We start from the raw sequence: 26,521 nt of genomic DNA, 5'->3' as shown, positions 1-26,521 counted from the left end.
TGAGACGCGCGTCGGAATCCGCGGCCGCGGATTCCGACCGAGGGATGACCCCATGACGGCGGGACGGGTTCTTGTCGGGGCCCGCGCACCGCCATCACAATGCGCATGACAAGACAGGCGGCCGGAAGATCTCCGGTCGCTCATGTCCGCAGAGGGGACCCCCACATGAACAAGCCTCTCCTGGCCGCGCTCGCGACCCTGGTGATCACCGGGGCGGGCGTGGCACCCGCGGCGGCGGCGCAGACCACGAGCGCCGCGCCCGCCTCGGCGAAGGCGGCCCAAAGTCACGCGCAGGCGGCGCCCGCCGCCAAGGCCGTCGACTTCGCCGGCACCGTGGCGCTGAGCAACTGCTCCGGCTCGGTCATCCGCTTCCCCGCCTCCGCGGACAGCGACCCGGCGCTCGTGCTCAGCAACGGCCACTGCCTGGAGACCGGCTTCCCGGCGCCCGGCGAGGTCATCGTCGGCCAGTCCTCCAGCCGCTCCTTCGGGCTGCTGAACTCCGCGGGCTCCCAGGTCGCGACGCTGCGCGCGAGCAAGGTCGTCTACTCGACGATGACCGACACCGACGTCACGATCTACCAGCTCACCCGCACCTACGCGCAGATCAGGAGTTCCTACGGGATCAGCCCGCTCACCGTCAGCGACACCCACCCGGTCGCCGGCACCGCCATCAAGGTCGTCTCCGGCTACTGGAAGCGCACCTACAGCTGCAGCATCGACGGATTCGTCTACCGCCTCAAGGAGGGCGGCTGGACCTGGAAGGACTCCGTCCGCTACACCTCCGCCTGCAACACCATCGGCGGCACCTCCGGTTCGCCCGTCATCGACACCGCCACCGGCAAGGTGGTCGCCGTCAACAACACCGGCAACGAGGACGGGGAGCGCTGCACCGAGAACAACCCCTGCGAGGTCGACCAGAGCGGCAACGTCACCGTCCGCCAGGGCATCAACTACGCCGAGGAGACCTACCAGATCCCGGCCTGCTTCACGACCGGCAACCGGCTGGACCTGAACGCGGCCGGCTGCGTCCTGCCCAAGCCGTAGCCCCCCCGCGTGGCCGGGCGGTCACACCGCGGTGCGGCGGACCGTCCGGCCCGCCAGGACGTCCGTGCGCCGCCCGTCCTCGATCACGAACCGGCCGTCGATCAGGACGTGGGGGATCCCCGCCGGCAGCGCGCGCGGCTCCTCGAAGGTCGACCCGGCCGCCACCGTGGCCGGGTCGAACAGCACCAGGTCGGCGCGGTACCCCTCGCGGACGAGCCCGCGGTCCGGCAGGCGCAGCCGGGCCGCCGGGCGCGAGGTGAGGTGCGCGACGCACTCCTCCAGCGACAGCACCCCCAGCTCCCGTACGTACCGGCCGAGGTAGTGCGGGAAGGTGCCGTAGGCGCGCGGGTGCGGCTTGGTGCCCTGGAGGATGCCGTCGGAACCGCCGGTGTGCACGCGGTGGCGCATGATCGCGCGTACGTTCTCCTCGTGTCCGACGTGCTGGAGGATCGTCGTGCCGAGCCGGTCCGCCACCAGGAGGCGGCGGGCGACGCTCCAGCAGCTCTCGCCGCGCCGGGCCGCCGACTGCGCCACCGTGAGCCCGACGTGCCCGGCGAGCGCGGGGTCGCTCACCCCGGAGATCTCGATCGTCTCCCACTCCACCGGCACCCCGTGGCAGCCGTCCGAGCCGGTGACCTCCAGGTGGTGGCGGATCCGCTCGGCGGTCGCCTCGTCGGCGAGCCGGCCGAGGATCTTCTCCGGGCCGCCCTCGCTCGCCCAGCTCGGCAGCAGCGCGACCAGGGTGGTGCAGCCCGGCGTGTAGGGGTAGGTGTCGAGGGAGATGTCGGCGCCCGCCGCGAGCGCGTCGTCGAGCAGCGCCAGCAGTTCGGGCGCCCGGCCCTTGTTCGGGCCGAAGTTCATGGTGGCGTGCGCCAGGTGCAGCGGGCAGCCGGCCGCCCGGGTCAGGGCCACCATCTCCGCGTACGCCTCCAGCGCGCCCGCGCCGTAACTGCGGTGGTGCGGGCAGTAGTAGCCGCCGTGGCGCGCCACCACCCGGCACAGTTCGGTCAGTTCGGCGTCCTCGGCGTACATGCCGGGCGTGTAGGTGAGCCCGGAGGACATGCCGACCGCGCCCTGCTCCAGGCCCTCGGCGACCAGCTGCCGCATCCGGTCCAGCTCCCGCGGGGTGGCCGGGCGGCCCTCCCAGCCGACCGCCAGGGCGCGCACGGTGCCCTGCGGGATCAGGTAGGCCGCGTTGACGGCGATGCCCCGGCCGTCGAAGCCGTGGTCGAGCCGGTCCAGGTACTCGCCCACCGAGCGCCAGGAGAAGTCGATGTCGTCGCCGTGCCCGTTCCACCCGGTGATCGCCCGGCGGACCTCGGCGAGCGTCCGGTCGTCGACCGGGGCGTACGACAGGCCGTCCTGCCCGATCACCTCCAGGGTGACGCCCTGGGCGGCCTTCGCGCTGTGGCCGGGATCGCGCAGCAGCGCCAGGTCGCTGTGGGCGTGCATGTCGATGAAGCCGGGGGAGAGGACCAGCCCCTCGGCGTCCAGCTCGCGCCGGGCCCGGGGCCGCGCGCAGCCGGCCGCCGCGGCCTCCTTGACGATCGACACGATCCGGCCGCCCCTGATCGCCACGTCGGCGCGGTAGGAGGGTGCGCCGGTGCCGTCCACGACGTCCGCGTCCCGGATGACGAGGTCGGTGAGGTCGGCGAGTTCGACCGGATCCATGGGTGGCTCCCTTTCCTGACTCCTCGGAGTCCTGGCCTGGCCTCCAGACCCTGTCGTCGCATTCCCGTCCGCCCCGCGGGCGGACGACGGGAAGGTGACGGCAGCGCCTAGAAGAACGTACGGATGTAGTCGACGACCGTGCCGTCCGCCTCGGCCACCGGGATCAGCTGCCACTTGTCGAAGGACGTGCACGGGTGGGACAGGCCCAGGCCGATCCAGTCGCCGACCGCGAGGTCCGCCTCCGGGTCCGTGCCCAGCCAGGTGTGCTGGTCGGACAGGCCGGTCACGGTGATGCCGGCCGCCGGGCGCTCGGCGCCCTCGCGCCGGACCACCTGGGCGAGCGGCAGGTCCAGGTCGTGGGCCGCGTCCCGCTTGCCCGCGTTGGCGAAGGCCTGCCCGCCGTCGGGCCGGGAGACGACCTGCGCCCACAGGCGGAAGGCGGGCTCCAGGGCGCCCTCCTGCGGGACCCGGTTGAACGGGGTGATCTCGCGGTAGTGGCCGTCGTCGTGCGAGACGTAGGCGCCCGAGCGCAGCAGCTTCAGCACCGGCCGGGACAGCCCGGGGATCTCGGCGAACACATCGGCGACCGCGTCGAACCAGGCGCTGCCGCCCGCGCTCACCACGATCTCCTCCGTCCCCGCGAAGCGGCCCGCCTCGTCGAACTCCACGGCGAGGCCGACGAGCCGGCGCAGCCACGCCCGCACCCGCTCCGGGTCGGCGCGCGGCACCTCGCCCTCGTATCCGGCGACCCCGGCCAGGCGCAGGGTGTCCGTGGCGGCGACCGCGTCGGCGACCGCCGCGCACTCCGCCGCGGTACGCGCCCCGGTGCGCGCGCCCTCGCCCGCGCCCAGCTCGACCACCACGTCGAGCGGACGCCCGGCGCCGGCCTCGCGCAGCACCGCGTCCATCAGCTCGACCCCGCGCACGGAGTCGACGTAGCAGACGAGGCGGAAGGACGGGTCGGCGGCGAGTTCGGCGGCACTCCAGCGCAGCGCGGCCGGGTCCACCAGCTCGTTGGCCAGGAAGATCCGCCGGAACCCGAAGGCGCGGGCCACCCGCACCTGGTGCGGTACGGCGAGGGTGACGCCCCACGCGCCGTGCTCGAGCTGCCGCTGGAAGAGCCGCGGCGCCATGGACGTCTTGCCGTGCGGGGCGAAGGCGAGGCCGTGCCGGGCCGCGTAGGTCTCCATCAGCTTCAGGTTGTGCTCCAGGCGCTCGGCGGACAGCGCGAGCACGGGCGTGGTGAAGCCGCCGGTGAACAGGTTGCGGCGCTCGGCCGTCAGCTCGCCGACGGTCAGGCCGTCCGCGTCCGGCGGGAGCCCCTTGAACCGGTGGTCGACCCGTTCCTCGGCCAGGCGTGCGAGCGCCTCGGTGTCCATGGACCCTCCTGATCAGATGCGTTGCAAAATATGCAACGTGCATTGCACGGACCGCTTGATGCTGTCTAACATCTCGGCCACGCGAGGTCAACGAAACGCCCCGCGCCCCGCACCCCCGCACCGAGGAGCTACGAGCATCGTGACCGCCACCGGACCCCGCAATGGCACCGACGACGTGGACGTCGTCGCGCTCGGCGAGTCCATGGTCACCTTCCTGCCCTCCCGCCCCGGCCGCCTCGCCGACGTCCCCTCCTTCACCCGCGCCATCGGCGGCGCCGAGTCCAACGTGGTCTGCATGCTCGCCGCCGCCGGACACTCCGCCCGCTGGGTGAGCCGGGTCGGCGCCGACGGCTTCGGGGACCACCTGGTCGAGACGATCGGGGCGTACGGCGTCGACGTGACCTCGGTGGCACGCGACCCCGACCGCCCCACCGGGATCTACTTCCGCACCGCGGGCGACCGGGCCACCGACGCCCACGAGGTGGCCTACTACCGGGCCGGCTCGGCGGCCTCCGCGATGGCCGCCGGCACCGTGGAGACGGCGGCCCTGCGCGCCTGCCGCGTCCTGCACCTGTCCGGCATCACGGCCGCCCTGTCCGCCGACTGCCTCGGCCTGCTGCGCGAGCTGACCGCCCCCCGCCCCGGCCGCCCCCTGGTCTCCTTCGACGTCAACTTCCGGCCCGGCCTGTGGCGGGACGCGCAGGGGCCGCGCGTGCTGCTGGACCTGGCCCGCGGCGCCGACCTCGTCTTCGTCGGCGAGGACGAGGCCGAGGCCGCCTGGGGCACCACCGGCGGGCCCGGCGCCATCCGCTCCCTGCTGCCCGAACCGGCGGTCCTCGTCGTCAAACAGGGCGCCGAAGGGGCCACCGTCTTCCACCCCGGCGGCAGCACCTCCGTCCCCGCCCTGCGCGTCGACGTCGTCGCGCCCGTCGGCGCCGGGGACGCCTTCGCCGCCGGATTCCTCTCCGCCACCCTGCGCGGCCTGCCCGTGCGCGACCGCCTCCGGCACGGCCACCTCATGGCCGCCGCCGCCCTCACCGTCCCCGGCGACCTCGCCGTCCCCGCCGCCCGCGACCACGCCGACCGGCTGGCCGCCCTGGACGAGGCCGCGTGGGGGAGACTTCGACTCGGCCCCGGCTGGACGCGCACCGCTGAAGGGGCCGAGAAGGAGGTACGTACGCCATGAGCCAGACCGTCGACCGCGCACTGAGCATCCTGCCGCTGCTCGCCGAGGGCCCCGCCGACCTGGGACAGGTCGCCGACCGCCTCGGCGTCCACAAGTCCACCGCGCTCAGGCTGCTGCGCACCCTGCACGAACACGGCCTGGTCTACCGCCAGTCCGACCAGCGCTACCGGCTCGGCGCGCGCCTGTTCGCCCTCGCGCAGGAGGCGGTGGAGAACCTCGACATCCGCGAGATCGCCCACCCCCACCTGCTGCGCCTCAACGAGACCTGCGGCCACACCGTGCACCTCGCCGTCTACGAGGAGAACGAGGTGCTGTACATCGACAAGGTCGACAGCCGCTACCCGGTGCGCATGTACTCCCGGATCGGCAAGCCCGTCGCGATCACCGTCGCCGCGGTGGCCAAACTCCTGCTGGCCGACCTGCCCGAGCCCGAACGGCGCGCGATCGCCGACAAGCTCGACTACCCCCTGTACACGGCCCGTTCCACCCCCAGCGCCGCCGCCTTCCTGAAGGAGCTGGCGACGGTGCGCGAACAGGGCTGGGCCACCGACCTCGGCGGCCACGAGGAATCCATCAACTGCGTCGCCGCCCCCATCCGCGGCGCCGACGGCCGGGTGGTCGCCGCGATGTCGGTCTCCGCGCCGAACGTCGTCGTCACCGCCGACGAACTCCTCACCCTGCTCCCGCTGGTGCGCCGCACCGCGGACGCCATCAGCGGCGAGTACTCCGGGAGAACTCCCGTACCCACCCCCGCAACCACACCGGACAGGGACACCGCATGACCGAGAAGACCGCGCTCACCCCGAAGACCCACACCGTGCCGCCCGCCAAGTTCTCCCACGGTGTGAGGAAGGGCAACATCCTCCAGGTCGCCGGCCAGGTCGGCTTCCTGCCCCACGAGGAGGGCAAGGCCCCCACGCCCGCCGGTCCCACCCTGCGCGAGCAGACCCTGCAGACCCTCGCCAACGTCAAGGCGATCCTGGAAGAGGGCGGCGCGAGCTGGGACGACGTGATGATGATCCGCGTCTACCTCACCGACGTGGACCACTTCGCCGAGATGAACGAGATCTACAACGCCTACTTCGAGGAGCAGGGCCTCACCCAGCCGCCCGCCGCCCGCACCACGGTCTACGTCGGTCTGCCCGCGGGACTCCTCATCGAGATCGACGCGCTCGCCGTCCTCGGCTGACGCCTCCCCCCTCGCACCACCGCACGTCCCCGCACGGCGCGGCGCCCGTCCCTTCGGGTGCCGCGCCGCGCTCCTCCCTGCCCGAAAGCTGTATGTACTTACGCAGAGGACCCCCGTATGTCCCACCCGCTCGCCGCGGCAGCCCCGCAGACACCCCCGCACACCGGCGGCCTGCTCCTCCTCGTCGACGGCACCACCGGCCTGCTGCTGGTGGCCGGGATCGGCATCGCGCTGCTGCTGTTCCTGATCATCAAGGCGCGGCTCCAGCCGTTCGTCGCGCTGCTGGCCGTCTCCATAGCCGTCGGCCTGCTGGCCGGCCTGTCGGTCACCGAACTCTTCGGCACCGTCCAGCGCTCGGACGCCGTCTCCACCATCGAGTCCGGGATGGGCGGCATCCTCGGCCACGTCGCCGTCATCATCGGCCTGGGCACCATGCTCGGCGCGATCCTGGAGGTCAGCGGCGGAGCCGAAGTCCTCGCCTCGCGCCTGCTGGGACTCTTCGGCGAAAGACGCGCCCCCCTCGCCATGGGCCTGACCGGCCTGATCTTCGGCATCCCCGTCTTCTTCGACGTCGGCATCTTCGTCCTCGCGCCGCTCGTCTACGCCGCCGCCAAGCGGGGCGGCAAGTCGGTCGTCCTGTACTGCATGCCGCTGCTGGCGGGCCTGTCCATGACCCACGCCTTCCTGCCGCCGCACCCCGGCCCGGTGGCCGCCGCCGGACTGCTGCACGTGCAGCTCGGCTGGATCATCCTCATGGGCGTCGTCTGCGGCATCCCGGCGGTGCTGGCCGCCTGGGCGTACTCCGCGTGGATCGGCAAGCGCGTCTTCGTGGAGGTGCCGCAGGACATGGTCGAGGCGGCCGAGGAGGCCAAGCGGGCCGTCCTGGCCGAGCAGCGGGCCTCCGGGGTGGAGCCGCGGGAGACACCGGCCCCGCTCGGCGCGGTCCTCGGCATCATCGGCACCCCGCTGGTCCTGATCCTCGCGGCCACCTTCTCCTCCATCGCCCTCGACCCGTCCACCGGACGGTCGGTGATCGAGTTCTTCGGTCACCCGTTCGTGGCGCTCACCATCGCCCTGGTGCTGGCCTACTACCTGCTGGGCATCCGCCGGGGCTGGTCGCGCAAGTCGCTGGAGACCGTCTCGACCGCCTCGCTGAAGCCGGTCGGCAACATCCTGCTGGTCGTCGGCGCGGGCGGGGTCTTCGGCGCCGTCCTCAAGGCCAGCGGGGTCGCCCAGGCGCTCTCGGACACGTTCAACGGCGTGGGCCTGCCGGTGATCGTGCTGGCGTACCTGATCTCGGTGGTGCTGCGGGTCGCGCAGGGCTCGGCGACGGTGGCCATCGTGACCACGGCGGGCATCGTCGCCCCGCTGCTGGCCGAGGGGCACCACTCCCAGGCCTTCGTGGCGCTGGTCATCATGGCGATCTCCGCCGGTTCGATCTTCGCCTCGCACGTCAACGACGGCGGCTTCTGGATGGTGGCGAAGTACTTCGGCATCAGCGAACGGGACACGCTGAAGACCTGGACGGTCCTGGAGAGCGTGCTGTCGCTCGCGGGCTTCGCGGTGGCGGCGGTGGTGAGCCTGTTCGTGTGAGCGGCGCCCGGGCGGTGCCCGGGGACTGAGCGGCGCCCGTGCGTCCGGGTGGTGCCGGTGCGTGCGGGCGGTGCCTGTCCGGGTGAGCGGGCGCCGGACGGGCGTACGGCCGTCCGTCCCGCCGCGGACCGCGAGTTGTAGGGGTCTGATAACGAAGTAGGGGCTGGCTGTCCCCGGCACAGGATCGTCGACCATACTGCCCGCTGTGGAGCAGCGCATAGGTTCGAGCAGCCAGCCCCTGAAGAGCGAGCCCGTGAAGGGCGCCGGATTCGACCCGGCGTTCGTCCCCGGCCTCACCTCGCCCTCGTCCGCCCGGGACGCGGCGGCGGAGGAGCCGGAGCCGACGCCCGTGGCGGACGGGGCCGCCCCGGAGGCCGCGGCGCCGGTCGCGGACGCCGCCGGGGAGGAGCCCGCCGACGGGGCCGAGGCCGACGAGAGGGACGCCGAGGAGGAGGTCCCCGACGGCCCGGTCTTCGAGGCCGCCGACCGCCGTGCCCGCATCGTCGCCGACCACCGGGGCGTGCGCCTGGCCCTGGACGACCAGGAGTGCGAGTTCCGCTGGGACGAGATCGGTGCCGTGGAGACGGCGACCGCGCGTTTCGGCAAGCGGTTCACCGTCGTCGTCCACACCCCCGACCGCCGCTGGTACCCCATCGAGATCGAGGCCCCGGCCCGGTCCCGCTTCAGCGTGTGGGAGACGGAACTGGACGCGGTGCTGGACGCGTACTTCGAGGACGGCGAGGCGGAGAAGGCCGGGGCGGCGGACTCCCGGGACGGCTCCGAGGCAGCCGGCCCGGCGGACGAGGACTGACGGCCGGCTGAGCGGCGGGCGGTTCCCGGCAGACCGCCGGGGGCCCGCCCGCAGCGCGGCCTCGGCGCCGCCTCAGCCGAGCGTCAGCCACTTCGGGTCGGTGGCGATGCGCTCCAGCTGCTTCAGGGTGAGCGCCGGCGCCTCCCGGGTGGCCGGCGTGTTCTGCGTCCCGGCGTTGAAGGCGCTGATCACCACGCGGCGGCCGTCCGGACGGATCGTGTCCACGGTCCACATGACGATCCCGTCGATGCCCTTCTCCCCGGGCCGCCGGTGCACGGCGACCTTGGTGCCGTCGGGCAGGGTCCGGGCGTCCGGGCCGAACAACTGGTCCTCGACGTCGCGCATGTCGGGCTGCACGTTGACCTGGACCATGCTCCGGCCCCGGCCGTCGTCGACGACCACGTACCCGAAGCCCGGGTCCGCCGACCCCTTCGCGACGACCTTCAGGCCGGGCGGCACCATGCGGGCGAGCGTCGCCGAGACCGAGCCGGCGCGGGCGGGCGGCGCGGCGTTCGTCCGGGGATCGACGGGCACGGAAGCGGCGAGGGTGAGCCACTCGCGCGCGCTGACCAGCTTCGTCAACGCCTCACTGCCGAGCGGTGGTTCCTCACGGGTGACCGGCGCGTCCTTCTCCGCGGCGGCGTTCCACTCCTGCACGCCGACGTGCACGCCCTGGGGCGTGACGAGGTCGGCGGTCCACAGCTTGGTGCCACCGCGACGGTTCGGGTACTCGTACCCCTTGAGGACCACGAGCGAGGAGCCGTCGGCCTGCTTCGTGGCGGAGCAGGCGTCGTAGGCGATGAACACCCGGTCGGGGCACCGGGCGTCCTGGCGGGCCTCCTCGGTCCCGGGCTTCAGCCGGGTCAGCGAGACGGAGACGGCGGCCTTGCCCCGCCCGTCGTCGTAGACGACCTGGGCGTAGGGGGCCACGCTGTTCCCGGCGACCGGGGTGTCGGTGCCGCGCCCCTGCTCGCCGCTGAACCGGCCGGCGGGGAGCAGCTTCTTCAGGGTGCGGACGAAGTCGTCGGCGGACACGGAGGCGGCGGAGGTGTCCGTGTGGGTGCGGGCGGAGGGGTGGGTGGCCGCCGCCTCCCGCTGCCGCGGGCCGTCCCCGAGGCCGCCCGGCAGGAGCAGGGCACCGCCCAGCCCGACGAGGGCGACCCCGGCGACCCCGCCCGCGACGGCGGCCCGGCGCCGCGACCTGAGCCGCCGCCCGCGCGTCTCGCCCCGTGCGGCGAGCGACTCCCGGTCGGTCTCGAACCTTGCGCCCGTGTCCCGCAGGACGTCGGCGAGCTGCCCTTCGAAGGGGTCGTGATCGGGGACGGACATGGCGAACCACCGCTTCCTGCACCGTGATGGACGTGAAGTGACGTGTCGTGAAGTGACGTGACGTGAGGTGATGTGTCGCGAAGTGAAGTGACGTGAAGTGAAGTGACGCGCATCGACGTGATGGGGCGTGAGACGGCGGGCCGGGTCACGGGGCGGGGCGCCGGTCAGCGGCCCGCGTGCTCGCTGAGGGAGTCGCCGAGCAGCACGCGCAGCCGGGCCAGCGCGCGCACGCAGCGGGTGCGCACGGCGGCGGAGCTGGTCTCCATCACCGTGGCCGTCTCCTCGACGCTGCGGTCCTCCCAGTAGCGCAGGACGACCACGGCCCGGTCCTTGGCGGAGAGCTGCCCGAGGGCCTCCAGCAGGGTCAGCCGCAGCGGCGCGTCACCGCCCGGGTCCGGCCCGGCGGTCTCGGGGAGCACGTCGGTGGCGCGTTCCCTGCGGCTGCTGTGCCGCCGCTGGTGGGCGAGGAAGACCCGGGTGAGCACGGTCTGCACGTACCCGGCCGGATTGCCCACGCGGGAGACGCGCTTCCAGCGCACGAACACCCGGCCCAGCGCCTCCTGGACGAGGTCCTCGGCGAGGTGGGTGTCGCCCCCGGTGAGCAGGCAGGCCGACCGGTACAGATGCCCGGCCCGCGCCGCCGCGAACTCCGGGTACCCCTCGTCCCCGGCCTCGTCGTCGCCGCCCCACCGCATACGCCCCCCTGTGGCTCCCGCGCCCTGCTGCGGCGCCCTCACCCCATTGATGCGGTGAGCCACCCGGAATGTTTCATGCGGCGGCGCGAGGGGCCACGGGAGCCGGACACGAGAAGGGGAACACGAAAGAGTGCGGCGCCGTCGGTGACGGCGCCGCACTGAGAGGGGATCAGGTCACGGTCACGGCATCGCGTGCACGTGCGCGCCCACCGAGTTGGACCAGGCGTTGCCCGCCGCCGCGTCCCAGTTGGTGGACCAGGTCATCGCGCCGCGCACGTCGGGGTAGGCCTTCGAGGGCTTGAAGGAGCCGCAGTTGGTGAGCTTCGCCAGGCAGTCCAGGGCGTTGTCGACCACCGTCGGTGAGACGTAGCCGCCGCCGGCGCCGCTCGGGGAGGCGGGCAGGCCGAGGCCGACCTGGGAGGGCGCGAGGCCGCCTTCGAGCTGGATGCAGGCGAGGGCGGTGAGGAAGTCGACCGTGCCCTGCGAGTAGACCTTGCCGTCGCAGCCCAGCATGGCGCCGCTGTTGTAGTACTGGGTGTTGACGACCGTGAGGATGTCCTTGATGTTCAGGGCCGTCTTGAAGTAGCCGGCGGACGTCGACTGCATGTCGATGGTCTGCGGGGCCATGGTGATGACCAGGTCCGGGCCGGCCTTCGCGGACAGCGCGCGCAGCGCCTGCGTCATGTAGGTCGGGTTGAGGCCGTTCTCCAGGTCGATGTCGACGCCGTCGAAGCCGTACGTCTGCATCAGGGAGTAGACCGAGTTCGCGAAGTTCGCCGCCGACGCCGAGTCGCCGACCGACACCGTGCCCTTCTCGCCGCCGATGGAGATGACGACCTTCTTGCCGGCCGCCTGCTTGGCCCTGATGTCTGCCTTGAACTGGTCGGCCGTGTAACCGTTCAGGCCCGCCGAGTCGAGGTTGAAGGTCACCGCGCCGGGTGTCGTCGTGGCGTCGGCGAAGGCGACCGCGATGATGTCGTAGGCGGCGGGGACATCGGAGATCTTCTGGACGGTCGCGCCGTTGTTGAAGTTCTGCCAGTAGCCCGTCACCGCGTGCTTGGGCAGACCGGTGCCGCCGCCACCGCCGCCGGTCCCCGCCGTCGTGGCGGTCACGGCCGCGGACTTCGCCGACTCGCCCGCCACGTTGGTCGCGGTGACCTGGAAGGAGTACGCGGTCGAGGCCGTCAGACCCGTCACCGTCGCGGAGGTGCCGGCCACCGACGCGACCTTGGTGCCGTCGCGGTAGACGTTGTAGCCGGTGGCGTTCGTGACGGTGTTCCAGGACAGGGAGACCGAGGACGAGGTCGTGGCGCCCGCCGTGAGGCCGGCCGGGGCCGCCGGGACCGTCGGCGCCGGGTCACCGCCGCCGCCCCCGTCGGGCCCGGAGACCGACACGTCGTCCGCGTAGTAGGCCGCCTGGCCGTACCAGCCGTGCAGGTAGACCGTCACCGAGGTGGTCGAGGAGCCGGTGGTGAAGGTGGTGGAGAGCTGCTTCCAGGCCGTCGTGTCGGGCGTCCACGTCGAGACGTCGGTGGTGCCCGTGCCGGTGGCGCCCAGGTAGGTGTACCCGCCCTGGACCCAGGCGCTCAGCGTGTACGTCGAGTTGGGTCTGACCGCCACCGTCTGGGTGCACCGGGCGTTGTCCTGCCCGGCCGGGGCGGCCTTCAGCGCGGCCGTACCGGCGTGCACGGGCGAGGAGACGGCCGTGCCGCTGCCGGCCGAACAGGTCCAGTTGCTCAGACCCGCCTCGAAGCCGGCGTTCTTGGCGTTGTTGACGTCGGCCGCCGATGCCTGGCCGGTGCCCGCGAGGGAGAGGGCGAGGGCTGCGGTGACGGCTCCGGACCAGATGCCGAGCGGCCGAAGCCGTCGGGTGCCGGGCGTGCCTGGGGCGCGGTCCACTGGGGCCTCCGGGGAGAGGAGAGGGAAAGGGGAAAGGGGAAAGGGGGAGGGGGGGAGACGGGGAGGGAAGCGGGGAAGGGATCGGGCGGGGAGTCCGGGGAGTCCGGGGAGTCCGGGGGAGAGACATGAACTGCTGTGCCGCCGTTGGTCGTACAAGTTGGTCCAGACCAATTGCGTTGTCAAGAGGTCCAGACCAAAATCGCGTCCCCCGCTCCGGCCGGTCCGGGTCAACGGACCGGCGGGCCGCCACGCTTTCGGGCTCGATCGCAAGGGACAACCTGCCCCGTTTTGACGTGACTTGTGCGACCGCAGTTGCCACGGAGCTGACGAATCGCTGTTCTCCGGTCACAGGGGCGTGGTTACAGTGCTCAAGTAGTCACGCAGTGAAGTCAACTCGGTGCGCCGGAGGAACGACGGCGGGCCGACAGGCGGCAGACGGGGAGCTGGCGTGTCAACTGCGATCGCTGTGACCGGCGCGGACATGGCACTGCCCGCGCAGGACGAACGGACCGTGCCCGCCGCCGTCCTGCCGGACCTGGACCGTGAACCGCTCGAACGGACGCTCGACGGCGTGCGGGCCCTGCTCGACCAGCACAGCCACCTGATCGTCGTCTGCTCCCGCGCCCTGCCCGCGGCCGCGGAGCGCCGGCTGCACACGGTCCGCTCGCTGCTGGAGAGCGACCGCATCGCGCTCTTCCGCCCCGAGCTGCCGCCGCTCGCCGTCGCCGTCCTGGCCCGTCAGTTACGGCAGCTGGCCTCCTGCGACCTCAGCCCCGGCGTGCTCGCCTCCGCGGGCCGCCTGCTCACCCACTACGTCCACTGCGGAGCGGTCCTCAACTCCGTCACCCGCCTCGACCGCGTCCCCGTCGATCTCAAGGCGCACGCCCGGTCCTGGGTTCCGGGCAGCCAGTTCGGCGTCGTCGCCCACCCGGTGCCGCACCTGGTGCGCATCGGTCCCGGAGCCACCCTGCCGGGACCGGACTTCGGCACCTGGATGCTCGTCGCCAAGGGGCAGCTCCAGTCCGACTGGATCGGCACGCACCTCGCCCCGGCCTGGAAGGTGCTCGGCCTGCGCGAGGCCGCGCCGCCGGCCGAGTCCGCTGCCTGGTGGGGCACCGGAAAACTGATCGAGTTCTGCAGTTACCTGCCCGACCTGCCGGTCCTCTACCAGCTGGTCACCTCGGTGCGGCAGAGCGTGTGCCACTGGTGCGGCGTCGATGTCATCGGGGACCGCTGCGTCTTCTGCTCGGCCGTCCCGCCCGATCCCGGCGGCGGCCAGGAGGACGGGCGGCGGGGCGAGCACGCAAGCCCCGGGACGTACGCGCCGTACGGGACCGCCCACGTGAGCCGCGCACCCGCAGGGTGAGCCCGCACCGCCGCCAGCCTCCGACATCCGCCGAGTCCGCCCGGACCCACCCCCAGCGAGGTCGTACGGTTCATGAACTCCCGTCAGCGCCGCGGCGTGATACTCCTGATCCTGTCCGTCGTCTGCGCCCTCGGCGCGTTCGCGGGCGTGCTCTCCGTCATCGGCGACGTCAAGTCGAAGGTCGGCCCCGAGGTCACGGCGTACCAGCTGAAGGCCGACGTGAAGCCGTACACCCCGCTGACCGCGAGCCAGTTCGAGAAGATCCGGATGCCCGAGCGGTGGCTGTCGCCGAACGCCGTCACCGACCTGGGCCAGGTGCGGGGCAAGATCGCGGTCACCACCCTGCGCCAGGGCTCACTGCTGCAGAGCGACATGATCGTGAACCAGCCCGCGCTGCGGCCGGGGCAGCAGGAGGTCGCCATCATGATCGACGCGGCCACCGGTGTGGCGGGCAAGATCACACCGGGCTCCACGGTCAACGTGTACGCCACCTTCCCCGGGCAGCGGCAGGGCGACCCCGCCCAGTCCAAGATCATCGTGACCGACGCCAGGGTCCTCGACGTCGGCCGGATCACCGCCCTCGACCCGAGCGCCGACAACCGCGACCGGCAGCCCACCGAGGCCGTCCCCATCACCTTCGCGCTCTCCACCATCGACGCCCAGCGCATCACCTACGCCGAGTCCTTCGCGCAGCGGGTCCGGCTCGCGCTGGTCGCGCCCGGCGGCGGCGCCGACGTCCCGGCCAAGGACCGGACCTACGAACTCGCGAACGACAAGTGAGAGGCCCGCAGCCATGCCCACCAGGATCCTCCCGGCCGTCGGCGACGCGGACGCGGTCCGGTCCCTCACGACACTGCTCAGCCAGCTCCCCGACGCGGAGCCGGTGACTCCCGTCGCCGACTCCACGCAGCTCGTCGACACCCTCGCGCGCCTGGCCGCCGAATCCGTCGACGAACTGCCCGAGATCGTGGTCGTGCACGAGCGCGTCGGCCCCGTCCCGGCGCTCGAACTGATCCGCGAGGTGGCCCTGCGCTTCCCGGCGGTCGGCGTCATCCTCATCACCTCCGACGCGAGCCCCGGCCTGTTCTCCGCCGCCATGGACTGCGGCGCGCGCGGACTGGTGTCCCTGCCGCTGAGCTACGAGGAACTGGCCAGCCGCGTCCAGGCCGTCGCCCAGTGGTCGGTGGGCGTACGGCGTCACCTCGGCCACGGCGGCGACGTGTTCCCCGGCGTCGGCGGGCGCCTGGTGACGGTGAGCGGGGCCAAGGGCGGCGTCGGGGCCACGCTGACCGCCGTCCAGCTCGCCCTCGCCGCCCAGGCCTCCGGGCAGAGCACGGCCCTGGTCGACATGGACCTGCAGACCGGCGACATCGCCTCCTACCTGGACGTCCAGTTCCGCCGCTCGGTCGTCGACCTGGCCGCCATCAGCGACATCTCCCCGCGCGTCCTGGCCGACGCCGTCTTCCGGCACGACACCGGCGTCGCCCTGCTGCTCGCCCCCGGCGAGGGCGAACGCGGCGAGGAGGTCACCGACCGGGCCGCCCGCCAGATCGTCAGCGCCCTGCGCTCCCGCTACGAGGTCGTCGTCCTGGACTGCGGCGCACAGCTCGGCGGAGCGGGCGCGGCGGCCGTCGAGATGGCCGACACCGCCCTGCTCGTCACCACCCCGGACGTCGTGGCGGTGCGGGCGGCCAAGCGGACCGTGCGGATGTGGGACCGGCTGCAGGTCCGCAAGGCCGAGGAGACGACCGTCGTCGTCAACCGCCACACCCGCGCCACGGAGATCCAGCCCGCGCTCATCGGCAAGATCACCGGCACGGCGGTGGCCGGCACGGCGGTCCCCGCGAACTTCAAGGAGCTCCAGGCCGTGGTCGACGCCGGCCGCCTCCACGAGCTGGACGCCCGCAGCACGGTGAAGCAGGCCCTGTGGGGTCTGGCCGGTGAACTCGGCCTGGTCAAGAGCCCGGCGGGCACCCACAAGGGCCACGGCCGGATGCGGGGCGACCGGGGCGGCGGCGTCCGGTGCGTGCGATCGCAAGGCGCCGGAAGGCCCTTGTAGCGGAGCTACCAGGGCCTTCCGGCAACGCCGCGAGCGTGCGTGCCGGGCGTCGGGTGCCGGGCGCCCCTTTTGTTCGCAGCTCTTATGCGGGGGTGCCCGGTCAGGCCCGCGGTCCGACAGCGGGCAGGTCGCCGTCGAGTTCCTGGGCATGGCGCCGACGATCATCATCACGCTGGTGCTGATGTGGCAGTGCGTGCTGCTCGGATACACCTTCACCCTGGCCGGGAACGCGGCGGACGAGGCCGTACGGGCGGGGACGGCGGCCACCGGGGACATGCAGGGGGCCTGTGAACGCGCGGGACTGGAGGACCTGCCGAGCGCGTGGCGGGACGGTGCCCGGATCGAGTGCGGCGGCCGGGGCACCGGCTTCGTCACGGCGACCGTGCACCTGGACGTCCCCGTCCTGCTGCCGGGCCTGATCGGCTTCCCGGTCCCGGTGACCGGTCACGCCGGTGCCGTGGAGGAGGTGAAGGACTGAGATGCCCCACGCCCGGCGTACCGACGTGCCTCACGAACTGCCCCGACGACGGCGTACCGACGTGCTCCGCGGGCTGTCCCAGGAGCGACGTGCCGACGTGCTCCACGGGCGGGGGCGCGAGCGACGTGCCGACGTGCTCCGCGGGCGGGGGCGCCGGCCTCGCGATCACGGTCAGGTCGCCATCGAGTACCTGGGGTTCCTCCCGGTCCTGCTGCTGGTCGCGATGGCGGTCGTCCAGTTCGGCCTCGTCGCGTACGCCGCCCAGCAGGCCGGTACCGCGGCACGGGCGGGGGCGCGCGCGGCCTCGCTCGGGCACGACGCGCAGGCGGCGTGCGCGGCGGCGGTCAGCGGCGGACTCTCCGGACGCACCACCTGCGATCCCGAGCCCGGAGGCGACACGGTCACCGTCACGGCCACCGTGCGCATCCCCTCCGTCATCCCGCTGTGGGACCCGGTGGGCACCGTCCGCAAGGCCGCCACCATGCCGCTCGACGACTCCCGCTCGACCACTGACGAAGGACGAGGAGCCCCGCCCCCATGAGTCTGCGCGCACGCATCAACTCCCCCGAGGAGAAGGGCAGCCGGGGCGAGGACGCCCACCTGGTCGCCTCCTACCGGACCAAGCTCCTGGAGGAGATCGACCTCGCGGAGATGAGCGCGCTCGCCCCGGCCGAGCGCCGGGTACGGCTGGAGCGGGTGCTCGGGCACATCATCAGCCGCGAGGGCCCGGTCCTGTCGACGGCCGAACGCTCCCAGCTGATCCGCCGGGTGGTCGACGAGGCCCTCGGCCTCGGCATACTCGAACCCCTGCTCGAAGACGCCTCCATCACCGAGATCATGGTCAACGGGCCCGACTCGATCTTCGTCGAGCGCGGCGGCCGGGTCGAACAGCTCCCGCTCCGCTTCGCCTCCCACGACCAGCTGATGCAGACCATCGAACGCATCGTCTCCACCGTCAACCGCCGCGTCGACGAGACGAACCCGATGGTCGACGCCCGGCTGCCGTCCGGCGAACGCGTCAACGTGATCATCCCGCCGCTCGCGCTGACCGGCCCCACCCTCACCATCCGCCGCTTCCCGCGCTCCTTCACCCTCCAGGAGCTGATCGGCTTCGGCTCGCTCGACGAACCCATGCTCTACCTGCTCGCCGCGCTGGTGCAGGCCAGGTTCAACATCATCGTCTCCGGTGCCACCGGCACCGGCAAGACCACCCTCCTCAACGCCCTCTCCGGACTGATCCCCGAGAGCGACCGCATCATCACCATCGAGGACTCCGCCGAACTCCAGCTCCAGCAGGCCCACGTCGTACGCCTCGAAGCGCGCCCGCCCAACGTGGAGGGCCGGGGCCGCATCAGCATCCGCGACCTGGTGCGCAACTCGCTGCGCATGCGCCCCGACCGCATCGTCGTCGGCGAGGTCCGCGGCGGCGAGTCGCTGGACATGCTGCAGGCGATGTCCACCGGCCACGACGGCTCGCTGGCCACCGTGCACGCCAACAGCGCCGAGGACGCGCTGATGCGCCTGCAGACCCTCGCCTCCATGTCCGACGTGGAGATCCCCTTCCCCGCCCTGCACGACCAGATCAACAGCGCCGTCGACGTCATCGTCCAGCTCACCCGCTTCGCCGACGGGGCCCGCCGCGTCACCGAGATCGCCCTGCTCGACAGCCACGGCGGCGAGCCGTACCGGCTGGCGACCGTGGCCCGCTTCGCCGCGCGCCCCATGTCCGCCGACGGCCGCATCCACGGCGCCTACGAGCACCACCCGCTGCCCCGCCGCGCCGCCGACCGCCTCTACATGGCGAGCCAGCCCGTCCCGCAGGCCTTCGGCATCGCCCAGTCCGCAGACCAACTGGCCACCCGGGAAGCCAGGTAGGAGCCCCCATGGACCTGAGCACCCTCGTCACCCTCACCACCGGCGCCGCCCTGCTGACCTGCGTCCTGGCCGTCCTCGGGCTGCACGCCTGCACCACGGGCCGGGCCCAGCGGGCGGAACTCGTCGACCGGCTCGCCCTGACCAGCGGCGCTCCACAGGGCCGCAGGCGCCGCTTCCGCTCCCTCGACCGCCGCCTGCGGCGCACCGCCCTCGGCCGGAAACTCGAACTGAGGCTGGCCGCCACCGGCCTCGACGTCACCCCCGGCGAGTTCACCGCCTGCATGCTCGCCGTCGTCGCCGCCCTCTGGCTGCTCGGCCAGGCGGCCCTGGCCCCCTTCTTCGGCCCGCTCGCCGGACTCCTCGGCATCTGGGCGGCGGTGCAGTTCCTCAACTGGCAGCGCGCCAGGCGCATCGAGAAGTTCATCAACCAGCTTCCCGAACTGGCCCGCATCCTGGCCAACGCCACCCAGGCGGGCCTCGCCCTGCGCACCGCCATCGGCATGGCCGCCGAGGAACTGGAGGCCCCCGCGGGCGAGGAACTGGGCAAGGTGGCCCACCAGCTGGCCCTGGGCGCGTCCATGGACGACGCCCTCGGTGAGCTGGCAGACCGGCTGCCCTCGCGCGAACTCGTCGTCCTGGTCACCACCCTGGTTCTCTCCAACCGGGCCGGCGGCCAGGTGGTGAGCGCCCTGCGCAACCTCACCGAGACCCTGGAGGAGCGCAAGGAGACCCGCCGCGAGGTCCGCACCCAGCTCTCCCAGGTCAACATGACCTCGTACGCGGTGCCGGTGCTCGGCGTCGGCGCGCTCTTCCTGATGAACGGCGTCAAGGCGGGCGCCCTGGACCGTATGACGGGCTCACCGCTCGGCCAGGCCGCGGTGATCATCGCCTTCGCGCTGTACGCCGTCGGATTCTTCCTCATCCGCCGGATGTCCCGCATCGACGTCTGACCGGTCGACGGCAGCGCAGGAAAGGAGAGGACCGACGATGGCATGGCTGCTCGCACTCGGGATGGGCCTCGGTGTCTGGGGCGCCTTCGCCGGCATCCGCATGTACCGCGCGGACGCCCGGCTCCCCAGCGACCTCGCGCTCGCGCTGGAGGTCGGCTCCACCCGCACCGGCGCGGTGGGCTCGCTCATCGACCGCATGGGCATGCGTTACGCCCCCGCCGTACTGCGCCTGATGGGCCCCAGGCTGGTCGCGCGCTACCGCCGCAAGATCGACCTGGCCGGCAACCCCGGCGGCCTGACCATCGACCGGTACGCGGCCCGCCGTGCGGTGTACGGCTTCCTGGGCGGCTTCGGAGGCCTGCTCTGCCTGCTGCGCGGCCAGTTCGTCGTCGCCCTGCTCCTCTTCGCGTTCGGCGCGTTCTGGACCGAGGTGGGCATCTGGTCGGCGATCCGGGTCCGCCGGGACGTGATCGAACGGACGCTGCCCGACTTCCTCGACGTCCTCGCCGTCGTCGTCAGCGCGGGCCTCGGCTTCCGGCAGGCACTGGACCGGGTGGCCTCCCGCTACGAGGGCCCGTGGGCGGACGAACTGCGCATCACCCTGCGCCAGATGGACCTCGGCATGAGCCGCCGCGAGGCTTTCGCCGAACTGCGCCGCAGGAACGACTCCGAACAGGTCGCGATGTTCGTCACCGCCCTCCAGCAGGGCGAGGAACTGGGTGCGCCGATCGTCGACACACTCGTCTCCCTGGCCAAGGACATGCGCCGCACCGACGCGCAGAACGCCCGCCGCAAGGCCGCCCGCGCGGTCCCCAAGGCCACCATGATGATCACCACCTTCATGGTCCCGGCCACCCTCATCCTCCTCGGCGCGGGCCTGCTCCTGGGCTCCGGCGTGGACTTCGGCTCCGTCACGGGGAAGTAGGAAGCCAGGTGGCCACGGACATGCCGTCCACGGAGGAACACGTCCGCCGGTACGGCCCACACCCCGCCGCGAAGGCGACACCGGAGCCCCTGCCGGCCGTACCGGGGCCCTCGGAGCCATGGGAGCGGCCGGGGCCACGGGAACAGCCGGGTCCGCCGGAACAGCCGGGGGCATGGGGAAAGCCCGGGTCATGGGCGCAGCTTGGGTCACGGGAAACGACGGGACTACGGGAATCGCCGGGGGCATGGGAGCAGTCGGGGCCGCCGGAAGAGCCGGGGGCACGAGAGCAACCGGGGTCACAGGAACAGCCAGGGTCGCGGGAGCAACCGGGTTCACCGGAACATCCGGGGCCACGGGGACAGTCGGGTCGGCGGTCACAAGACTCCGCTGGCCCTGTCCCGCGGATGCCCGCTGGCCCGGACCCGCGGGGGGCCGTCGGTCCGGACCTGCGGATGCCCGCCAGCCCTGTCCCGCTGATGCCCGATGGGCCGGTCCCGCGGATGCCCGTCGGCCCGGACGCGCAGCAACTCGCCCCCCTGGACCCGCAGGGCCTCGCCGCCCCGCTCCCGCAGGGCCTTTCCGCTTCTGCCGATCCGGGCCTCCCTCCCCCGGCCCCGGCCCGCCGGAGCGGAGCCGCAGGAACTCGCCCCCCTGGACCGAACCCCGCCGCACCCGCCCCGCAGGGCCTCGCCGCCCCGGAGAGGCTTCAGATCAGTGCCCTCCAGGCGATGTGCCGGCACGTCTTCGCCTTCCGGCTGGCGATGATCGCCCTCTCCGCCCCGGCCGCCCTCGTCCACGCCGCCCCCGGCCTGGCCGTGCGCCTCGTCGGTGCCGCGGTGGTCCTCACCTTCATGGGCTCCTACGTCCTCTTCCGGGACTGGGAACGCTTCGGCCCGCTGCTCCTGCGCCACCCCACCCTGCTGGCCCTGGACACCCTCTTCGGCGCGCTCCTGCTCGTCGCGGCCGGCCCGGACAGCACCCTGGCCTACGTCAGCGTCTGCACACCCCTGCTCGCCGGCCTCGTCTACAGCTGGCGCGGCGCCGCGATCTTCGCCTCGCTCCAGTCCCTCATCCTGTTCCTCGTCTACGCCGCGACCAGGGAACTGCACGCCAACCTCGCCCAGTCCGCCCTCTTCCCCGGTCTGTGCGTCGTCGTGGGCGCGGCCGGCGCCACCCAGCGCACGCTGCTCCTCCGCTTCGGCGAGGCCAGCCGGACACTGACCGCGGTCCAGGCCCGCCTCGCCGTCAGCGAGGCCGTGAGCGCCGAGCGGGCCCGCCTCGCCCGGGAGATGCACGACTCCGTGGCGAAGACCCTGCACGGCGTGGCGCTGGCCGCCGACGGCCTGGCCCGCTCGGCCGGCGCGGACCGTCCCGACCCCGCCCTGATCCGGCGGCAGGCGGACCTCGTCGCCCGCTCGGCCCGCCGTGCCGCGGCCGAGTCACGCGCCCTGCTGACGGACCTGCGGTGCGTACACGACCCGAACCCGGATCCGAACCCGGATCCGAACCCGGACGGTGGAAGGGACCTGCTCACCGAACTCGACGCGGAGGTACGCGACTTCAGCGCCCGTACCGGCCTGCCCGCCACCTGTCTCCCGTCCGGGGGCGCCACGGCGGGAGGAACACCCCCGCCCCTGCCGCCCGCAGTGACGCGCCAGCTCCGCTCCATCGCCGCGGAGGCGATGGAGAACGCCCACCGCCACGGCGCGCCGAGCCGCGTCGAGGTGCGGGTGGGCCGCGACGGCGACCTGCTCCGCCTCAGCGTCCTCGACGACGGCCGGGGCCTGCCCCCGGGCACCACCATCGGACAACTGCGCCGCACCGGCCACTTCGGCCTGGTCGGCATGGTGGAGAGGGCAGCGGCGATCGGCGCCCGCCTGACCATCGGCCCGGGCCGCCACGCGAAGGGCACGGCGGTGTCCCTCGAACTACCGCTGGACGCCCTGCCGTCCCGACCCCCGCCTCCATCCCCTTGACCCCCGCTCCCGCCCGGCGGACCCCCGGCCCCACAGCGAACCGGCCCCGCCTCACCCACCACTCGCGTCAAGCCCGAGAGGAGGCCCTGTGCCGCACGAGACACCGCCGCGCCCGCCCTCGCCCCAGGACCCGGATGCCCGCCGTCGCGCGCCCCTGCGGGTCGTCGTCGCGGACGACAACCCGGTGGTCCGGGCCGGTCTCACCGCCCTGCTCTCCGGCCGCGAGGACATCACGGTCGTGGCGGAGGCCGCGGACGGCCGTGAGGCCTGGGAAGCCACGTACCACCACCGCCCGGACGTCGTCCTCCTCGACGTCCGCATGCCCGGCGTCGACGGCATCTCCGCCCTGCCCCACCTGGTGCCGGTCGCCCCGGTGCTGATGCTCACCTACAGCGGCGAGGCGGAGATCGTGCGGGAGGCCCTGCGCAGGGGCGCGGCCGGTTACCTCGTCCACGGCGAGTTCACGGCCGGCCAACTGATCGACGCGGTGCGGGACATCAGCCAGGGACACGCCCGCTTCACGTCGACGGCGACGGGAGCGCTGCTGGCCCAACTGCGCCGTGGCCCGGCGCCGGCCGGCGGTTCCCTGCCGGACGGCCTGGGCGAGATGGATGCGAATGCACACGTCAAAGATCCCTCAACTGCCAATAATCTGCGTGTCTCTGCAGAAACCCTTTCGCAGGTGCAATCATCTATGAGACAGTCGTCCCCGGTCGACAGGTCGAGGTTCCGACTCAGCGCGAGGGAGGCGGAGATCATGGACCTCATCGCGTCCGGCATGACGAACCAGCAGATCGCCGCCGTGTGCTTCATCAGCGAGAAGACCGTCAAGAACCACATCAACCGCATCTTCGCCAAGCTCCACAGCACCAGCCGCGCCGAGGCCGCCGCGAAGTGGCTGGGCACGGCCCCCGACTCCACGTCACGGGAAGCGAGGTGACCTGGGATGCCGGTACGGATCTGGGCCCGGAATTGGGCCCACGGACCCTCGGCCGCCCCGCCCGCCCGGCCGTACGGTGCCCCTGCCGCAACCGGCACCGCGCCCGAACCCGGAGGGGAACACCATGAGCGACCTGATGCTGAAGACCGTGGTGGCGACCAAGGTCCGCGTGAACGGCTGGAAGAACACCACCACCCGAGCGATGCAACGCCGCGCCGGCGACAAGGGGCAGACGGCGGTGGAGTACCTGGGCATCCTCGCCGTCGTCGTGGCCATCGTCCTGGTCATCAATGGCACGAGCATCGGGCAGACGATTCTGAACAAGATCACAGGACTGATCGGCAAGGTCGGCAATTGACGCACCTCCGCCGGTGCGGTGACGCAGGACAGGCCTTCCCCATCTACATCACGGTGGTGGCGGGCCTGCTCTTTCTCGGATTGGCGTATTTCGCGGTCGGCCAGGCGACGGTGAACCGAAGCGGTGCACAGACGGCTGCCGACGCTGCAGCGCTCGCTGCTGCGCAGGACACGCGGGATCAGCTCGCCGCTGAGTGGTTGAAGGACGTAGCAGATCCGGACGAGTGGCAGAGGATCTTCGACGGCAACGGTGACGGGCTCGAACCGTCGTGCTGGCGCGCTTACGAACTCGCCCAGCGGAACGACGCCCAGGTGAATGACTGCGTGCAGAGCGGTCCGCTCAGCTACACAGTCGATGTGGAGACGAACAAGGCGATGGGCAAGTCGGTCGTCCCCATCACCGAGAGCAAGCACTCGAAGGCGCACGCCACTGCGGTGATCGAGCGGCTCTGTACGTTCGATCCCCTGCCCGCGGGCACGGACCGTTCTGCGCTGCCGCGCCTCGTCTGCAAGAACAACCGGTACTGGGACCTGGACCCCAAGGACGTCACCGACGTCCCCCGACCTCAGGACCTGTTCGACGTCCACCTGGCCGACTGACTCCCGAAACACTGAGCGACGAAGGAAGCAGAGCGATGAGCATGCGGTTCACTGTGAGGGCCCCCAGGGGGCTACTCGCGTTGACCATGGCGGCCGGTCTGGCCGTCGGTGCGGTCGGCTGCGGCAGCGGCGGCGAGGACGACAAGCCCCAGGCGCCCACCGCCTCGGCCTCCAAAGGCGGCGGCGGTTCGGTTGCGAGTGCTCAGGAGGGGCAGTCGCAAGCTCCACTGGCAGAGCTTCGGGGGCCGGACGGTCTGCTTTTCGACGTCGCTTCTGCCCAGCGGGACTCCGGCGGCTTCGTCACCGTGAACGGCAGCATCAAGAACGACGGGGCCAAGTCAGCCGTCCTCCCGTCCCAGATGAGTGGGGACGAGACCGAGATCATCAAGCATGGTCAGTCGCTCGGTGGAGCCACCCTGGTGGATTCCAACGGAAAGAAGCGCTACTACGTGCTCCGGGACACAGACGGGCGCCCACTGACGACGGTTGGTCTGACGACCATCGAGTCAGGCCAGACCATCCCCGTCTTCATGCAATTCCCCGCCCCCCCGGCCGACACCACCGACGTGACCCTGCAACTCCCCACCTTCTCCAGCGGCACCGTCAAGATCTCCGGGTGAGGCGGCCACCATGACCCACACCCCACCCCGGCTCTCCCTCGCCCTGGGCGCCGTCGCCCTCCTGCTCGCCGCCGACCTCTGCGGAGCCGCCGCGGCCCGTGCCGACGGCACCGCCCCGAGTGTCCCGCCGGGCACCGAGTCCTCCGCCGCGCCCCCCGTGAAGGTCGACCCGAACGACCCGGACCTCAAGCTCCCGGAGGGGGCGACCCTCGCCGCGCCCAAGGTGCTGGACATCAAGTCGGTGGTCGAGGACCAGGGCGGCGAGGAACGCCGTGAGGACACCAACACGGACGTGACGTTCGCACTGCAGGCCGAGGTGCTGTTCGCCAAGGACAGCGCGAAACTCAGCGACCAGGCCAGGTCCCGCATCGACGCCATCGCCCAGGAGATCAAGAAGCAGAACGCCTCCCAGGTCCGGGTCTTCGGCTTCACCGACAACCTCGGCACCCACGAACACGGCGTCGTCCTGTCCAAGCAGCGCGCCAACGCCGTCCAGGACGTCCTCTCCCAGGAGCTGAACGATCCGGCCATCACCTTCGACGTACGCGGCTACGCCGAGGACTACCCCATCGCGGACAACGCCACGGAGGACGGCCGCAAGAAGAACCGCCGAGTGGAGGTCACCTTCCCGCGCACCCAGAGCTGACCGCACCCGGACCTGACTCCCGGTCCGACGCCGGGACACGCGTGGCCTGCACGGTGCGCTCCGCGACGGGTGCTCAGTCCGGCTGACGGGCCCCCGGGGATCCAGCAGGGAAATCCGCCTCCACCGACACCCGTACCCCCGCCCGCACCCCCCACCGCGCCATCGCCCCCGCCGCCGCCTCCAGGACGTGCCGGGAGCGGAGGCGGGGGCGGCCCAGGCGGCCCGGCCGCATCGTGACGACGGCGAGGACCCGCAGGCCGCGGTCGAGGTAGGCGACGTCGATGGGGATACGCATGCCGAAGGTGTGGATGCTGCCCGCGGGGGAGAGGAGGAGGGCGCCGTCGACGGCGTCGCGGCCGAGCAGCCCGCGCGTGCGGGCCCGGTAGGACGCCGCCAGTTCGAGAGGCACCGTCACCGCCGCCGCACCCGCCTCCCCGTCGCCCCCTCCGTCTCCGTCGCCCGCACCCCCGGGCACGATCAGCCGGCCCCGTCCGTCCCGCCAGCGTCCTGCCATGCCGGGCCGCCTTCCCGCTCCGCCGCGAAGTGTCCGGCCGACGGTATCCCCCAGCCGGAAGCCCCGCCACGGGCGCGTCAGGGGCACGCCATGGGTACGCCGCCGGCCCGCCCTGGGCCCGTGAGCCCGGCCCCTTGGGTCCACGGGCCCATGCCGTACCGCCCGGTCCCCCGCTAGGGTCCCGGCGTGCGCGTACTCCTGATCGTCGTCGCCGTCCTGTGGGGCGCGGGCGCCGGGCTGCTGGTGCCCCGGGCCGCGCACCGCCTGTCGGTGGCCGCGGGTGAGCCGTGGCGGGCGGAGTGTCCCGGCGGGCACGCGATCACCGGGGTGTTCGGCGGCTGGCTGGGCCCGGCCCGCTGCACCTCCACCGCCCCCCACACCAACCCAGCCCCGCCCGCAAGCCACAGCAACCCAGCCCC

At 72.7% G+C, this 26,521-nt stretch carries 26 protein-coding genes and 1 pseudogene; 21 read left to right on the top strand and 6 right to left on the bottom strand.

What is annotated here, in order from left to right:
• The first annotated feature begins 165 nt into the window (after window positions 1-165).
• Window positions 166-1,044: a S1 family peptidase gene (locus tag IG64_RS28370; protein WP_037861339.1), complete on the top strand. Its 879-nt coding sequence runs from the start codon at window positions 166-168 to the stop codon at window positions 1,042-1,044.
• Between the two features lie 21 nt (window positions 1,045-1,065).
• On the opposite strand, the gene IG64_RS28365 is transcribed toward IG64_RS28370, so the two are convergent.
• Both IG64_RS28365 and IG64_RS28360 read right to left on the bottom strand, forming a co-directional pair.
• Window positions 1,066-2,715, bottom strand: a complete 1,650-nt coding sequence (locus IG64_RS28365) for an N-acyl-D-amino-acid deacylase family protein (RefSeq protein ID WP_037861338.1) — start codon at window positions 2,713-2,715, stop codon at window positions 1,066-1,068.
• 107 nt (window positions 2,716-2,822) lie between these two features.
• Window positions 2,823-4,094 (bottom strand): amino acid deaminase, encoded by a 1,272-nt coding sequence (locus IG64_RS28360; RefSeq protein WP_037861336.1) that lies wholly within the window; start codon window positions 4,092-4,094, stop codon window positions 2,823-2,825.
• Window positions 4,095-4,233: 139 nt separating this feature from the next.
• Here IG64_RS28360 and IG64_RS28355 point away from each other — a divergent pair, with 139 nt between their 5' ends.
• From IG64_RS28355 to IG64_RS28335, 5 genes are all read left to right on the top strand, one after another.
• Window positions 4,234-5,280, top strand: coding sequence for a sugar kinase (locus IG64_RS28355; RefSeq protein ID WP_037861335.1), 1,047 nt, complete (start codon window positions 4,234-4,236; stop codon window positions 5,278-5,280).
• Window positions 5,277-6,062, top strand: a complete 786-nt coding sequence (locus IG64_RS28350) for an IclR family transcriptional regulator (RefSeq protein ID WP_037861334.1) — start codon at window positions 5,277-5,279, stop codon at window positions 6,060-6,062. Before IG64_RS28355 ends, IG64_RS28350 begins: the two co-directional genes overlap by 4 nt.
• The gene (locus tag IG64_RS28345) at window positions 6,059-6,469 is read left to right on the top strand and encodes a RidA family protein (RefSeq protein WP_037861333.1); all 411 of its coding nucleotides are present in this window, start codon (window positions 6,059-6,061) and stop codon (window positions 6,467-6,469) included. The genes IG64_RS28350 and IG64_RS28345 overlap by 4 nt, the downstream gene beginning before the upstream one ends.
• Before the next feature lie 117 nt (window positions 6,470-6,586).
• Window positions 6,587-8,062, top strand: a complete 1,476-nt coding sequence (locus tag IG64_RS28340) for a GntP family permease (RefSeq protein ID WP_037861332.1) — start codon at window positions 6,587-6,589, stop codon at window positions 8,060-8,062.
• A gap of 205 nt (window positions 8,063-8,267) precedes the next feature.
• Window positions 8,268-8,873, top strand: coding sequence for a hypothetical protein (locus IG64_RS28335; RefSeq protein ID WP_037861331.1), 606 nt, complete (start codon window positions 8,268-8,270; stop codon window positions 8,871-8,873).
• Between the two features lie 72 nt (window positions 8,874-8,945).
• On the opposite strand, the gene IG64_RS28330 is transcribed toward IG64_RS28335, so the two are convergent.
• From IG64_RS28330 to IG64_RS28320, 3 genes are all read right to left on the bottom strand, one after another.
• Entirely contained in the window at window positions 8,946-10,202 is a 1,257-nt protein-coding gene (locus IG64_RS28330; RefSeq protein WP_037861329.1) for a hypothetical protein, read from the bottom strand.
• Between the two features lie 164 nt (window positions 10,203-10,366).
• On the bottom strand, window positions 10,367-10,897 hold the full coding sequence (locus IG64_RS28325; protein WP_037861327.1) for a SigE family RNA polymerase sigma factor: 531 nt from the start codon (window positions 10,895-10,897) through the stop codon (window positions 10,367-10,369).
• A gap of 180 nt (window positions 10,898-11,077) precedes the next feature.
• Window positions 11,078-12,796: a chitinase gene (locus tag IG64_RS28320; RefSeq protein ID WP_037861325.1), complete on the bottom strand. Its 1,719-nt coding sequence runs from the start codon at window positions 12,794-12,796 to the stop codon at window positions 11,078-11,080.
• A gap of 481 nt (window positions 12,797-13,277) precedes the next feature.
• On the opposite strand from IG64_RS28320, the gene IG64_RS28315 reads away from it, so the two are divergent.
• From IG64_RS28315 to IG64_RS28250, 14 genes are all read left to right on the top strand, one after another.
• Window positions 13,278-14,162: a hypothetical protein gene (locus IG64_RS28315; RefSeq protein WP_234438633.1), complete on the top strand. Its 885-nt coding sequence runs from the start codon at window positions 13,278-13,280 to the stop codon at window positions 14,160-14,162.
• Between the two features lie 72 nt (window positions 14,163-14,234).
• A complete protein-coding gene (cpaB, locus tag IG64_RS28310; protein ID WP_037861322.1) occupies window positions 14,235-14,942 on the top strand; it encodes a Flp pilus assembly protein CpaB in 708 nt (235 codons plus the stop codon).
• A gap of 13 nt (window positions 14,943-14,955) precedes the next feature.
• On the top strand, window positions 14,956-16,221 hold the full coding sequence (locus IG64_RS28305; protein WP_037861320.1) for an AAA family ATPase: 1,266 nt from the start codon (window positions 14,956-14,958) through the stop codon (window positions 16,219-16,221).
• Between the two features lie 148 nt (window positions 16,222-16,369).
• Window positions 16,370-16,699, top strand: a complete 330-nt coding sequence (locus tag IG64_RS28300) for a hypothetical protein (RefSeq protein ID WP_051813412.1) — start codon at window positions 16,370-16,372, stop codon at window positions 16,697-16,699.
• A 133-nt stretch (window positions 16,700-16,832) separates the two neighbouring features.
• A complete protein-coding gene (locus tag IG64_RS28295; protein ID WP_037861398.1) occupies window positions 16,833-17,240 on the top strand; it encodes a TadE family protein in 408 nt (135 codons plus the stop codon).
• A complete protein-coding gene (locus tag IG64_RS28290) occupies window positions 17,237-18,574 on the top strand; it encodes a CpaF family protein (protein ID WP_037861318.1) in 1,338 nt (445 codons plus the stop codon). The genes IG64_RS28295 and IG64_RS28290 overlap by 4 nt, the downstream gene beginning before the upstream one ends.
• Before the next feature lie 8 nt (window positions 18,575-18,582).
• Window positions 18,583-19,524: a type II secretion system F family protein gene (locus IG64_RS28285; protein ID WP_037861317.1), complete on the top strand. Its 942-nt coding sequence runs from the start codon at window positions 18,583-18,585 to the stop codon at window positions 19,522-19,524.
• A gap of 37 nt (window positions 19,525-19,561) precedes the next feature.
• A complete protein-coding gene (locus tag IG64_RS28280; protein ID WP_037861315.1) occupies window positions 19,562-20,449 on the top strand; it encodes a DUF5936 domain-containing protein in 888 nt (295 codons plus the stop codon).
• A gap of 728 nt (window positions 20,450-21,177) precedes the next feature.
• Window positions 21,178-22,425, top strand: a complete 1,248-nt coding sequence (locus IG64_RS28275; RefSeq protein WP_037861314.1) for a histidine kinase — start codon at window positions 21,178-21,180, stop codon at window positions 22,423-22,425.
• 88 nt (window positions 22,426-22,513) lie between these two features.
• Window positions 22,514-23,365: a response regulator transcription factor gene (locus tag IG64_RS28270; protein ID WP_037861312.1), complete on the top strand. Its 852-nt coding sequence runs from the start codon at window positions 22,514-22,516 to the stop codon at window positions 23,363-23,365.
• Window positions 23,366-23,489: 124 nt separating this feature from the next.
• Window positions 23,490-23,723, top strand: a complete 234-nt coding sequence (locus tag IG64_RS28265) for a hypothetical protein (RefSeq protein ID WP_037861311.1) — start codon at window positions 23,490-23,492, stop codon at window positions 23,721-23,723.
• A complete protein-coding gene (locus IG64_RS28260) occupies window positions 23,720-24,322 on the top strand; it encodes a pilus assembly protein TadG-related protein (protein WP_037861308.1) in 603 nt (200 codons plus the stop codon). Before IG64_RS28265 ends, IG64_RS28260 begins: the two co-directional genes overlap by 4 nt.
• Before the next feature lie 35 nt (window positions 24,323-24,357).
• Window positions 24,358-24,942, top strand: coding sequence for a hypothetical protein (locus IG64_RS28255; RefSeq protein WP_037861307.1), 585 nt, complete (start codon window positions 24,358-24,360; stop codon window positions 24,940-24,942).
• A gap of 10 nt (window positions 24,943-24,952) precedes the next feature.
• Window positions 24,953-25,588 (top strand): OmpA family protein, encoded by a 636-nt coding sequence (locus IG64_RS28250; RefSeq protein WP_037861305.1) that lies wholly within the window; start codon window positions 24,953-24,955, stop codon window positions 25,586-25,588.
• A gap of 73 nt (window positions 25,589-25,661) precedes the next feature.
• Here the strand turns inward: IG64_RS28250 and IG64_RS28245 are convergent, their stop codons facing one another.
• Window positions 25,662-26,102 (bottom strand): DUF192 domain-containing protein, encoded by a 441-nt coding sequence (locus IG64_RS28245; RefSeq protein ID WP_037861303.1) that lies wholly within the window; start codon window positions 26,100-26,102, stop codon window positions 25,662-25,664.
• A 186-nt stretch (window positions 26,103-26,288) separates the two neighbouring features.
• Between IG64_RS28245 and IG64_RS28240 the strand changes: the two are divergent.
• Window positions 26,289-26,521, top strand: a pseudogene (locus IG64_RS28240) (prepilin peptidase); the annotation flags it as partial.

Source organism: Streptomyces sp. NRRL S-340 (assembly GCF_000720185.1).
Taxonomy (GTDB): domain Bacteria; phylum Actinomycetota; class Actinomycetes; order Streptomycetales; family Streptomycetaceae; genus Streptomyces.
This window is presented reverse-complemented; position numbering and strand designations above follow the sequence as displayed.

Bases quoted from the DNA above. Each gene is read 5' to 3' on its own strand.
- IG64_RS28370 (WP_037861339.1), top strand. From the start codon at position 166: ATGAACAAGCCTCTCCTGGCCGCGCTCGCGACCCTGGTGATCACCGGG.
- IG64_RS28365 (WP_037861338.1), bottom strand. From the start codon at position 2,715: ATGGATCCGGTCGAACTCGCCGACCTCACCGACCTCGTCATCCGGGAC.
- IG64_RS28360 (WP_037861336.1), bottom strand. From the start codon at position 4,094: ATGGACACCGAGGCGCTCGCACGCCTGGCCGAGGAACGGGTCGACCAC.
- IG64_RS28350 (WP_037861334.1), top strand. From the start codon at position 5,277: ATGAGCCAGACCGTCGACCGCGCACTGAGCATCCTGCCGCTGCTCGCC.
- IG64_RS28345 (WP_037861333.1), top strand. From the start codon at position 6,059: ATGACCGAGAAGACCGCGCTCACCCCGAAGACCCACACCGTGCCGCCC.
- IG64_RS28340 (WP_037861332.1), top strand. From the start codon at position 6,587: ATGTCCCACCCGCTCGCCGCGGCAGCCCCGCAGACACCCCCGCACACC.
- IG64_RS28330 (WP_037861329.1), bottom strand. From the start codon at position 10,202: ATGTCCGTCCCCGATCACGACCCCTTCGAAGGGCAGCTCGCCGACGTC.
- IG64_RS28325 (WP_037861327.1), bottom strand. From the start codon at position 10,897: ATGCGGTGGGGCGGCGACGACGAGGCCGGGGACGAGGGGTACCCGGAG.
- IG64_RS28315 (WP_234438633.1), top strand. From the start codon at position 13,278: ATGGCACTGCCCGCGCAGGACGAACGGACCGTGCCCGCCGCCGTCCTG.
- cpaB (WP_037861322.1), top strand. From the start codon at position 14,235: ATGAACTCCCGTCAGCGCCGCGGCGTGATACTCCTGATCCTGTCCGTC.
- IG64_RS28305 (WP_037861320.1), top strand. From the start codon at position 14,956: ATGCCCACCAGGATCCTCCCGGCCGTCGGCGACGCGGACGCGGTCCGG.
- IG64_RS28300 (WP_051813412.1), top strand. From the start codon at position 16,370: ATGGCGCCGACGATCATCATCACGCTGGTGCTGATGTGGCAGTGCGTG.
- IG64_RS28290 (WP_037861318.1), top strand. From the start codon at position 17,237: ATGAGTCTGCGCGCACGCATCAACTCCCCCGAGGAGAAGGGCAGCCGG.
- IG64_RS28285 (WP_037861317.1), top strand. From the start codon at position 18,583: ATGGACCTGAGCACCCTCGTCACCCTCACCACCGGCGCCGCCCTGCTG.
- IG64_RS28280 (WP_037861315.1), top strand. From the start codon at position 19,562: ATGGCATGGCTGCTCGCACTCGGGATGGGCCTCGGTGTCTGGGGCGCC.
- IG64_RS28275 (WP_037861314.1), top strand. From the start codon at position 21,178: ATGTGCCGGCACGTCTTCGCCTTCCGGCTGGCGATGATCGCCCTCTCC.
- IG64_RS28265 (WP_037861311.1), top strand. From the start codon at position 23,490: ATGAGCGACCTGATGCTGAAGACCGTGGTGGCGACCAAGGTCCGCGTG.
- IG64_RS28255 (WP_037861307.1), top strand. From the start codon at position 24,358: ATGAGCATGCGGTTCACTGTGAGGGCCCCCAGGGGGCTACTCGCGTTG.
- IG64_RS28250 (WP_037861305.1), top strand. From the start codon at position 24,953: ATGACCCACACCCCACCCCGGCTCTCCCTCGCCCTGGGCGCCGTCGCC.
- IG64_RS28245 (WP_037861303.1), bottom strand. From the start codon at position 26,102: ATGGCAGGACGCTGGCGGGACGGACGGGGCCGGCTGATCGTGCCCGGG.